This window comes from Rhodoferax sp. SPJ21 (assembly GCF_058216335.1).
This window is the reverse complement of record NZ_JBYZMO010000005.1, coordinates 68824-79381: the sequence shown is the minus strand read 5'-3', so window position 1 is coordinate 79381 and position 10558 is coordinate 68824. Positions and strand designations below refer to the sequence as shown.

Sequence of the window (10558 nt, the reverse complement as noted above, 5' to 3'; positions counted from 1 at the left end):
ATGGCCACAGCTACCAAGAAAACCAACAAAGACATATCCGATGGACCCGCAAGAACACCAAACTCCAGACGACGCCAGCCCCTCACACCTGCGCAATGCCGTGGCGGGCCTGTCCGTGGCAGGGCTGCTGATCCCAGAAGCCATTGCCTACGCAGGCATTGCCGGCGTGGCGCCGCAGCACGCCATCGTCTCGAGCGTGGCCGGGCTGTTGGCCTATGCCGCCCTGGGCGGCAGCCGGTACGCCATCGTGTCGCCCACTTCTTCGTCGGCCACCATCCTGGCCGCAGCGGTTGCCACACTGGCGGCGGCGGGCTTCAACACCACCAGCGCGCTGATGTTGTCATCGGCCATGGTGCTGCTGGTAGGCGCATTGTTTGCACTGAGTGCAGCCGCCCGCATCGGCCACTTGGCGGCCTTCATCTCGCGGCCGGTGCTGCGCGGCTTTGCCTTTGGCCTGGCCGTCACCATCGTCATCAAGCAGCTGCCGCATATCGCGGGTGTGGCCGCGCATGGCACCACCGCCCCTCAGATTCTGTGGCAGCTGCTGCAGGACCTGCCGGCCTGGAACCCCTGGACGCTGGGCCTGGGCTGCGGGGCCTATGTCTGCCTGCAGCTGCTCAAACGCATCGCCTTGTTTCCCGCCGCGTTTGCCGTGATGCTGCTGGGAATGGCCGCTGCGGCGCTGCTGGACCTGCCGGCGCACGGCGTGCCCCTGGTGGGCGACATCGACATGGGCCACATCCATCTGGCCTGGCCGGCACTAGACCGCAACGCCTGGCTGCGGGTGGCCGAGCTGGCGGTGCCGCTGGTGGTGATTCTGTACGCCGAGTCCTGGGGTTCGATACGCACGCTGGCACTCAAGCACAACGACGCGGTGGAGCCCAACCGCGAGCTGGCGGCCCTGGGCGCGGCCAATCTGGCGTCCGGCATCTTCCAGGGCTTGCCGGTAGGGGCCGGATTCTCTGCCAGCGTCGCCAACGAGGATGCCGGAGCACAAGGCAAGTCCGCCGGACTGCTGGCCGCCCTGGTCATTTTTGTGCTGGTACTGCTGGCAGGCCCCTGGCTGGCCCTGCTGCCACAGCCGGTGCTGGCCGCAGTGGTGGTGTCGGCCCTGACGCATGCGCTCAACCCGCGCCCCTTGCTGACCCTGTGGCGCCTGGGACGGGACGAGGTGCTGGCCATTTGCGCCGTGCTGGCCGTCATCGCCCTGGGGGTGTTGCAAGGCATGATGCTGGCCGTGTTGCTGTCCATCGTGGCGGCCGTGCGGCGCTTTTCGCAAACGAGGGTCAGCGTGCTGGGCGAGCTGCCGGGAACGCACGACTTCATCGACGCGGCCCGCCACCCGGAGGCCCGGCTGCACCCCGGCGTACTGGTGGTGCGCCCCGAGGCCCCGCTGTTCTTTGCCAATGCCGAGCAGATCCTGGCCGAGGTGCGCAGACTGGCAGAAGCCCAGCCGGTGCCGCTGACCATTGTGCTCAGCCTGGAGGAAAGCACCGACCTGGACAGCACCGCCGTAGAGACCCTGGCCGAATTCCACGACTGGGCCCTGCGCACAGGCCACCACCTGCTACTAGCCCGGGTGAAAGAAAGCGTGCGCGAGTTGCTGCTGCGCGGGCCAGGCCCAAGCGCCAGCACCGTTTGCTTCTGGAGTGTGGCCGATGCGGTGCAGGCGGCTATAGACAAAAAAGGCCGCTAGCACAGGTAATACCTGCGGCAGCAGCTATTTATTCAATAGCAAAACACAGCAGGCGCCCTACTCCTCGTAGGCCACCACGGCCTGCGCTGCCTGCGCCAGGCACTGGGCCAGTGCCGCATCGGTGGGGAAAAAGCGGGCCTTGTCGCCCAGCAGCAGGTCGGCCACGGCCACGCCCTGCGGGGTTTGGCGCTGTACCGACAAGCGCACCGGCAGGCCATGCACCACGTCGCCCTGCTCGGTGGTTTCACGTACCGGCGGGAAGTCCTTCACCAGCTTGGCGATATCCAGGCCGGAGCCGGTGGCGTTGGGCGGCAGTTGCAGACGCAGGAACTTGGCGTAGCGGCAACGCGCGGTGGCCAGGCTCCAGGCTTCAGTAATGCTCATCTGCAAGCCACCGCCGCCGAAGCGGTCGGTTTGCACCTTGCCCATGGCGATGATGAGCTCGTCGTCCTTGAACAAATCTTTGTTGGCCTGCATCAGCGCATCGCTGACACGGGCGTCGATCATTGCGGAGCCATCGTCCAGCCGGAACAGGCCCAGCTTGCCGCGCTGACCGTTGATGACGCGCAGGTCGCTGATGATGCCGGCCAGCATGACGATGTCGCGGCTGTCCACTGCGTCGGCAATCTCGCGCTTGGCGAAGCGGCGTACCTCTTTGCGTACCTCATCGAACAAATGACCCGACAGGTAGAAGCCCACCGCTGTTTTCTCCAGCGTCAGCCGCTCCTTGATGCCCCACATTGGGGTTTCGACCAGGTCCGGCTCCTGCGTGCTGGAGCCGTGGCTGTCGTCTTCCAGCATGTCGAACAGACCGCCCTGGTCGGCATTCGCCAGCGTGGCCGCCGCAAACGCAAAGGCGCGGTCGATGGAGGCGATCAGCGCCGCGCGGTTGATCTCGATGGCGTCAAAGGCACCGGCCTTGATGAGTGCTTCCACCGTGCGCTTGTTCAGCTTGGATTTGTCCACCCGCACGCAGAAGTCGAACAGGCTCTTGAACGGCCCACCGGCTTCGCGCGCCGCCACGATGGCCTCAATCGCCTGCTGGCCCGAGCCCTTGACGGCGCCCAGGCCGTAGCGGATCAGCTTGTCAGTCACCGGCTCGAAGCGGTAGCGGCCCAGGTTGATATTGGGCGGCTCGAAGCTCAGGCCCATCTTCACCGCGTCCTCAAACAGCAGTTTGAGCTTGTCGGTGTCGTCCATTTCCACCGTCAAGTTGGCACAGAAGAATTCGGCGCGGTAATGCACCTTCAGCCAACCCGTGTGGTACGCCAGCAGCGAGTAGGCGGCAGCGTGCGACTTGTTGAAGCCGTAGCCCGCGAACTTCTCCATCAAGTCGAAGATTTCGTCGGCCTTGGCCTGCGGGATGTTGTGGGTGGCCAGGGCACCGGCGCGGAACTTCTCGCGGTGCTCGGCCATTTCCTCGGCCTTCTTCTTACCCATGGCGCGGCGCAACATGTCCGCGCCGCCGAGCGAGTAGCCGCCCAGAATCTGCGCGGTCTGCATCACCTGCTCCTGGTAGACCATGATGCCGTAGGTTTCGCTCAGCATCTCGGCCACCGCCGGGTGCGGGTACTCCACTTCCTCGCGGCCATGCTTGCGCGCCACGAAACTGGGGATCAGGTCCATAGGGCCGGGTCGGTACAGCGCGTTCAACGCAATCAGGTCTTCCAGCCGGCTGGGCTTGGCGTCTTTCAGCATGCGCTGCATGCCGGTACTTTCAAACTGGAACACGGCTTCGGTCTTGCCGTCAGAGAACAGCTTGTAGGTGGGCTTGTCGTCCAGCGGGATGTTCTCGAAGGCGAAGTTCTCCTGGCCCGGGTGGCGCAGGATGATGAACTCCTTGGCAATCTCCAGGATGGTCAGCGTGGCCAGGCCCAAGAAGTCGAACTTCACCAGGCCAATGGCCTCCACGTCGTCCTTGTCGTACTGGCTCACGGCCGACTCGCTGCCGGGCTGCTGGTACAGCGGGCAGAAGTCGGTGAGCTTGCCCGGGGCGATCAGCACGCCGCCGGCGTGCATGCCGATGTTGCGGGTCATGCCCTCCAGCTTTTGCGCCATTTCGATGACGGTCTTGACGTCTTCTTCGGTGCGCACGCGCTCGTACAGCAGGGGCTCCAGTTCCAGCGCGTAGTTGTTCTTGTCGCCGTCCTTCTTGGGTTCGGGCGGATAGGCCAGCGTGTACGACATGCCGGGCTTGCCGGGCACCAGCTTGGAGATGCCGTCGCAGAAGTTGTAGCTCATATCCATGACACGGCCCACGTCGCGGATGGCCGCCTTGGCGGCCAGGGTTCCGAAGGTGGCGATCTGGCTGACGGCGTTCTTGCCGTACTTTTCCTTCACGTAATCGATCACGCGGTCGCGGTTGCTCTGGCAGAAGTCGATGTCGAAGTCGGGCATGGACACCCGCTCCGGGTTCAGGAAGCGTTCGAACAGCAACTTGTACTGCAGCGGGTCCAGGTCGGTAATCTTCAGCGCATAGGCCACCAGCGAGCCAGCACCAGAGCCCCGGCCCGGCCCCACCGGGCAGCCGTTGAGCTTGGCCCAGTTGATGAAGTCGCCCACGATCAAAAAGTAACCCGGGAAGCCCATCTTCAAGATGGTGGTGATCTCAAACTCCAGCCGCTCCACATAGCGCGGGCGCTCGGCCTCGCGCTTGGCCTCATCGGGGTACAGGTGCAGCAGGCGTTCTTTCAGCCCCTCGTGCGAGGCGTAGCGGAAATAGTCCTCGGGCGTCATGCGCACGCCATCCACCAGGGGCGTGGGGAAGTCTGGCAACTGCGGCTTGCCCAGCACCAGGCTCAGGTTACAGCGCTTGGCAATCTGCAGCGTGTTGGCCACGGCAGAAGGCAGGTCAGCAAACAAGGCCAGCATTTGCTCCGTGGTCTTGAAATACTGCTCACGGGTAAACCGGCGCACCCGGCGCTGGTTGCCCAGAATCTCGCCCTCAGAAATGCACACCCGGGCCTCGTGGGCGTCGTAGTCGTCCACCTCGGCGAACTGCACCGGGTGGGTTGCCACCACCGGCAGCTGCAAGCGGGCCGCCAGCTGCACCGCGCCCGCCACCTGGGCCTCGTCTTCCGGCCGGCCGGCGCGTTGCAGCTCCAGGTAAAAGCGCTGGGGGAACAGCGCGGCAAACTGCAGTGCCGCCTCTTCGGCCCGCGCGGTATCGCCCTGCACCAGAGCCTGGCCCACCGGGCCGGCCTGCGCGCCGGAGAGGCAGATCAGCCCCTCGTTCAGCTCCTGCAGCCAGGCCAGCTTGATGACCGCCTGGTTCTTCACAATATTCTGGGTAAAGCCGCGCGCCAGCAGCTCGGACAGGTTCAGGTAGCCCTGCTTGTTCTGCACCAGCACAATGACGCGGCTCAGCGCCGTCAGATCCAGGCCCTGGCCTTCCAGAAAAATCTCGGCCCCGATGATGGGTTTGACGCCCTTGCCCCGACCTTCCTTGTAGAACTTGAGCGCGCCGAACAGATTGCTCAGGTCGGTAATCGCCAGCGCGGGCTGCTGGTCCTTGGCGGCGGCTTTGACGACTTCGTCGATGCGGTTGGTGCCGTCAACGACGGAAAATTCGGTATGGAGGCGGAGGTGAACAAACATCCGGCCATTTTAGGTGGCAGGGCAACTCTTAAAATCGGTGGGTGAACTCCATCCTGAACATCTCCTCCTACAAATTCGTCCCCCTGCCCGATGCGGCAGCCCTGCGCGAGCGGCTGCACGCCTGGGCCCTGGAGCTAGAGCTCAAGGGCACCATCCTGCTCGCCGGCGAAGGCATCAACCTGTTCCTGGCCGCGCCCGAGGCCGCTGTGCGCGCCTTTGTGGACCGCCTGCAGCAGGACCCGCGCTTTACCGACCTGGCGCCCAAGGAAAGCTGGTCGGCCAGCCAGCCCTTCAAGAAAATGCTGGTGAAGGTGAAGAACGAAATCATCCGTATGGACTGCCCCACCATCCAGCCCGACTTCAGCCGGCCAGACGGCCGCGCCCCTTCGGTCAGCGCCGCCACGCTGAAACGCTGGCTGGACCAGGGGGTGGACGACGAAGGCCGCCCCGTGGTCACGCTGGACACGCGCAATGCCTTCGAGGTAGACCACGGCACGTTTGACGACGCCATCGACTGGCGCATCGACAAGTTCAGCCAGTTCCCCCCGGCTCTGCTGGAGCACAAGGCCGAGCTGCAGGACAAAACCGTGGTGAGCTTTTGCACCGGCGGCATACGCTGCGAAAAGGCCGCCATCCTGATGCGCGAGCAGGGGCTGGAGCATGTGTACCAGCTGGAGGGCGGCATCCTCAAGTACTTCGAGGAAACCGACGGCAGCCACTACCACGGCAGCTGCTTTGTGTTTGACGAGCGGCGCACGCTGGAGGCCGATCTGTCGGCCAGCGACTTGGCAGGCGCAAAGATTTAGGTTTCAAGCCCTTTATGCCGCCAGCGCAGAAAACACCTGCGCGAGCAGCTATCAATCCAATAGCATCATCATTTGGATACGGAGTTGTTGGAGCCGTGAACAACAACCGTGCTGTTGTCGTTGCCGGTCACCGTTGTCGTCAGTGTGATGCCCTGGGCCTGCTGGCTCCCTTGCTCCAGCCACTGCTGCAGGAAAGCCGCCAGGGCCGGGTCGGCCTGCACCGCCGCCTTGAGCTGCTTACGCAGATCGGCCTGGTTGTCGGCATCTTCGGGTTGCTTGGACAGGTCTTGCAGTGGTTTTTCAGCCGGTGTGCCGCCCAGGCGCTGCTTGAACTTGTCCAGCAATGCGCCCATGGCCGACTTGCCCAGCTCCTCGGCGCCTTTGTCCACGGCCTTGGCCAACAGGGGCGACAGCAGCGCCACGGTGCTGCTGACCAGGGCGGAAAGGGTTGCGGGGTCCATCATGGCGGTGCGTCCTCATCGGTTTGGGCAAAAAAAGGCTGCAGCGGTGCCAGCAGCGCCTGGTCCGGCTCCTGGCCTGCGGCCTGGCATAGCGCAAAGTAGTCGCTCAACAAAGGCTGCATCAGCGCCACATAGGCCTCGGCCCGCTGTAGAAAATGCGGCAACAGAACCTGCACCGCCGACTGGGCTACGGCCGGTGCGCTGCTAGCGTCCTCGCCCGCTTGCCTGTGGATACACACGGCCAGCAAATACAGCGACCGGGCCAGGTCGGGGCCATACAAATCGGGCAGCTGCACCGCCAGGGGGCGGTACAGATCCACAGACTGCTGCGCCGCCTGCCGGGCCGCACCAAACTGTTCCTGCGTGGCATGGGCTCTGCAGAGGATGAAAAGCGCTCTGGCCCAGTCCGCAGAAAACACGCCAGGCCGCGCCACTTCCAGCCCTTGGTGCAACACGGTCGCCTGCTGCGCTGTTTCCACAGCGGCGTCCACCAAGCCATTGGCCAGCTGCATACCCGCCAGATTGCTCAGCGCCTTGCCTAGCTCAGGGGTATATACATCCGGTGCGCGCTGGGCCAGACTGCGATACAGGTCGGCGGCTTCTTGCGCCGACTGCAGGGCGGCGGCAGGCTCGCCGGATTCCACTTGTGATTTGGTCAAATTCAGCAAGGCTATGGCCAGGTCGGGCTGGAACACCTCGGGCCGCTGCAATGCCAGCTGGTGGTAGGCGTCCACCGCTTGCTGCGCCGACTGCAAAGCCTCTGCATGCTGGCCTAATGCGCTGTGGATGTACGACAAATTCGTCTGCGACCGTGCTAGCAGCGACAAAAACACCTCCGGCCGCTGCCGGGCCAGTTGCCGGTGCAAATCCAGTGCCTCCTGGGCCACGGGCAAAGCCATTTGAAACTGGCCCAGCTCGACCTGCGATTTGGTCAGGTTGAACAGCGAAAACGCCAGCTCCGAGGTAAATAAGTCGGGCCGCTGTGCGGCCAGGGTGCGGTACAGCTCCACAGCCTCCAGGGCACTCTGCAAGGCCGCCTGCGACTGGCCCTGCTGGCTGTGGATATAGGCCAGGTTGTTCAGCGACCTGGCCAGGTTCATGCTGTACACATCCGGCTGCTGCGCTACCAGGCCACGGTACAGGATAATGGATTGATTCACGGTGTGCAGAGCCTCCCCCAGCTGCCCCAACTCGATCTGCGCCTTCGCCAGGTTCAGCTGGGCTACGGCCCAGTCTGGCGTAAAGGCCTCGGGTTGCTGTGCCACCAGGCCGGCGTATAGCGCCACGGCCTGCAGCCCCGCCAGCACAGCGGCCTTCGCCTGCGCCAGGTTGCTGTGCATGAACGCCAGGTTGTTCAGGGCCCGACCCAGATCGGCGGTGAATACGTCAGGCTGCTGCTCCGCCAGACGGCGGTACAGCGCCTCGGCCTGCTGCGCGGCCAACAACGCGGCCTCGGGCTGGCCCACCTGAGACTGTGCAAGAGACAGACTCAGCAACGCCGCCGCCTGCAGACCGGGGTTCGCAGCGGGGTCGGCAGCGCATTGGGCCTGTAGGCATTGCGCCACCCGCAGGCTGACATCGCCCAGCACCACGCTCCCCATGGGCAGGCTGAACAGCAGCTGCACTAGCGCAGGCACATCCTGCTGGGCCGCATCTACCATGGCATTCAGCCACTGCAGTGGTAGCGGTGACTCGGCGGCAAAGTCCTGCGCGCAACGGACTGCAGCCTCGGCCACTTTCTGGCCCAGGGCGGCGTAGCAGCGCTGCACGGCGTCCGGGTCGTCGCGCAGCACCTGCAGCACCAGGGCTTCGCCTATCAGGTCGGGGGTCACGGGGGCGATGCCGCCGGGCTGCGGCAGGGCTTGCTCCAGCAGCTTGGCCACGGCGGGTGGTGCGCCCTCCCAGCCGGAGACGGCCTTCTCCGCCACCGCGAACGCAATAAACGCTTTGTGCTCCAGCCCCTGGGCCAGCGTGGCGCAGGCGGCCAGGTGCAGCACCCAGGCCGGGTCCAGGTGCTGCGCCTGGGCCATTTTCTGCAGGCGCTGCACCTCCCAGCCCGCGACCGCCATGGCCAGGTCGGTACGCCCCAGGGACAAGGCCTGGGCATGGCCCAGCCTGGCCATATGCAGGGCGGCCATCATCAAAAACAGCGGGTCGCCGCCCCAGGGCGCGGCCATCAACTGGGCCTGCAGCACGGGCCCGTCTAGCGGCAGCCAGATGGCCTGCTGGTCCAGCATATTGCGCAGCAGTGCCAGCCGGTCCTGCTGCGCCACCAGGCGGCGGATTTCCACCGGCACGGGCGGGTCCAGCAGGGCCTGGCGGGCGTACTGGCGCGCATCGCCACCAAACACGGTTTGCCACCAGCCGCCCTGCGGGTCGGCATGGCGCTCCAGCAGCAGCAGGCGCAGCGGATGCGATGGGTAAGGCGCGGGCTGGCTGCGGTCGGCCAGCTCGGACAACCAGATCTTCAGGGTCTCGGCCTTGGCGGCGGCGTAGTCAATCACCACCAGCGTGGGCTTCTGCCAGCGCCAGGTGCTGAGGTTTTGCTGGGCCACAAAGCGGTCTAGCTCGGCGCCGGTGGCGAAACCGGTGTTCCAGCCCTCCTGCGCCAGGCTGTCGCACAGGTCCAGCGCCAGCCGGGTTTTGCCGCTGCCGCCGCTGCCCACCATGACCCGCACGCTAATGGCTCTGGCGTCTTGCAAAAAGCTGCGCAGGCTGGCCATTTCCACATCGCGGCCCAGCAGGGGCGTGGAGCGTGCATAGGGGGTGAGCTGGTTTAGCGGGTTGTCCAGGCCGCGCAACGCATCGAACCGGGTCAGCACCAGATGCGCGCGGCCCAGCTGCACGATGTTGTTGTCACCTTCGATTTGGACGACGGTATTGCCGTCGCCAACAATGCTTGCGGTGTGGCCCATGGCGCGGATTATGGAGCCGGGCGCCGGTTTGGGGTAGCGGATTTTCCGCAGCCGCATGCTATACAAATAAGAGCTACCTGCGCAGGTAAATTCTGCGCTGCAGGCCTATTTCTTATAAATTTCTGCAGGCCAGGCGCTGGCGGTAACTGCACGTACATGCTCGCGCAGCCAGCAGTGCACCGGGTCGCCGTGCATGCGCGGGTGCCAACTCAGAGCAATGTCCACTGCCTGCGTCGCCACCGGCAGCGCAAAAATGAAAAACTGGCCGGCCCCGGCATTCCAACGCGCAAAGGGCTCCGGCATCACGGCTATGCAGTCCGATGCCTGCACCATGGCCAACGCCGTCTGGAAACCCGGCACCACCGCCACCACCTGGCGTTGCGCGCCCACGGCCTGCAGGGCCTCGTCGATGGAGCCGTGGGCACGGCCGCGCCGCGAGGGCGTCACATGCGGCCAGTGGGTGAAGGCTGCCACATCCACTGTGGCCAGCTGCTGCAAGGCATGGCCGGCCCGCACCACACCCACAAAGCCGACCCGCATGAGCAGCTGGCTTTTGATTTCCGGTGCGGGCGCGTGCAGCACGCCCAGGTCCAGGTCGATCTCGCCACTGCGCAGCTGCTCCATATGCGTGTCGGTACGGGGCACAAAGCGCAGGCGCACGCCGGGTGCCTCGGCCAGGGTACGCGCCAGCAGCCGGGGCGCCCAGGCGCCGATGAAGCCGTCGTTGGCGCGCAGCGTCAGCGTACGTTCCAGGCGGCTGAAGTCCACCACCGGCGGCGCCAGAATGCCGCGCACATCCTCCATCGCGGCCTGCACCCGCTCCCGCAGGTCCAGCGCCCGGGCGGTGGGCACCAGGCGGCGGCCGGCCAGCACAAACAGCGGGTCGCCCAGGGCGTGGCGCAAATGCGCGAGGCGCCGGCTCATGGCGGGTGCGCTAAGGTGCAGTTTCTTGGCCGCGCCGGCCACACTGCCTTCACTGAGCAAGGCGTCCAGATCGATCAGATGGTTCAGGTCCATGGTGCGGTAATTCTCCTGCATACATGCACAGCTTGCATGGATATAGATCGAAGCTTGCACTTTATT

At 65.1% G+C, this 10558-nt stretch carries 6 protein-coding genes; 2 read left to right on the top strand and 4 right to left on the bottom strand.

Features of this window, described 5'->3' with window-relative positions; genetic code table 11:
* Positions 1 to 40: 40 nt before the first annotated feature.
* Positions 41 to 1696: a SulP family inorganic anion transporter gene (locus AC4BBN_RS21365; protein ID WP_490594047.1), complete on the top strand. Its 1656-nt coding sequence runs from the start codon at positions 41 to 43 to the stop codon at positions 1694 to 1696.
* Between the two features lie 57 nt (positions 1697 to 1753).
* Here AC4BBN_RS21365 and dnaE read toward each other — a convergent pair whose 3' ends face one another.
* Positions 1754 to 5293, bottom strand: a complete 3540-nt coding sequence (gene dnaE, locus AC4BBN_RS21360; RefSeq protein WP_490594046.1) for a DNA polymerase III subunit alpha — start codon at positions 5291 to 5293, stop codon at positions 1754 to 1756.
* Positions 5294 to 5334: 41 nt separating this feature from the next.
* On the opposite strand from dnaE, the gene AC4BBN_RS21355 reads away from it, so the two are divergent.
* Entirely contained in the window at positions 5335 to 6099 is a 765-nt protein-coding gene (locus tag AC4BBN_RS21355; protein ID WP_490594045.1) for a sulfurtransferase, read from the top strand.
* Positions 6100 to 6167: 68 nt separating this feature from the next.
* Here the strand turns inward: AC4BBN_RS21355 and AC4BBN_RS21350 are convergent, their stop codons facing one another.
* The 3 genes from AC4BBN_RS21350 to AC4BBN_RS21340 all read right to left on the bottom strand — a co-directional run bounded on the left by AC4BBN_RS21350 (position 6168) and on the right by AC4BBN_RS21340 (position 10513).
* Entirely contained in the window at positions 6168 to 6563 is a 396-nt protein-coding gene (locus AC4BBN_RS21350) for a hypothetical protein (RefSeq protein WP_490594044.1), read from the bottom strand.
* A complete protein-coding gene (locus AC4BBN_RS21345; protein ID WP_490594043.1) occupies positions 6560 to 9475 on the bottom strand; it encodes a hypothetical protein in 2916 nt (971 codons plus the stop codon). Before AC4BBN_RS21345 ends, AC4BBN_RS21350 begins: the two co-directional genes overlap by 4 nt.
* Before the next feature lie 105 nt (positions 9476 to 9580).
* Positions 9581 to 10513 (bottom strand): LysR family transcriptional regulator, encoded by a 933-nt coding sequence (locus AC4BBN_RS21340; protein WP_490594042.1) that lies wholly within the window; start codon positions 10511 to 10513, stop codon positions 9581 to 9583.
* Positions 10514 to 10558: the final 45 nt, after the last annotated feature.

Excerpts from the sequence above, each read along its gene's own strand:
- AC4BBN_RS21365 (WP_490594047.1), top strand. The coding sequence starts at position 41 with ATGGACCCGCAAGAACACCAAACTCCAGACGACGCCAGCCCCTCACAC.
- dnaE (WP_490594046.1), bottom strand. The coding sequence starts at position 5,293 with ATGTTTGTTCACCTCCGCCTCCATACCGAATTTTCCGTCGTTGACGGC.
- AC4BBN_RS21350 (WP_490594044.1), bottom strand. The coding sequence starts at position 6,563 with ATGATGGACCCCGCAACCCTTTCCGCCCTGGTCAGCAGCACCGTGGCG.
- AC4BBN_RS21345 (WP_490594043.1), bottom strand. The coding sequence starts at position 9,475 with ATGGGCCACACCGCAAGCATTGTTGGCGACGGCAATACCGTCGTCCAA.
- AC4BBN_RS21340 (WP_490594042.1), bottom strand. The coding sequence starts at position 10,513 with ATGCAGGAGAATTACCGCACCATGGACCTGAACCATCTGATCGATCTG.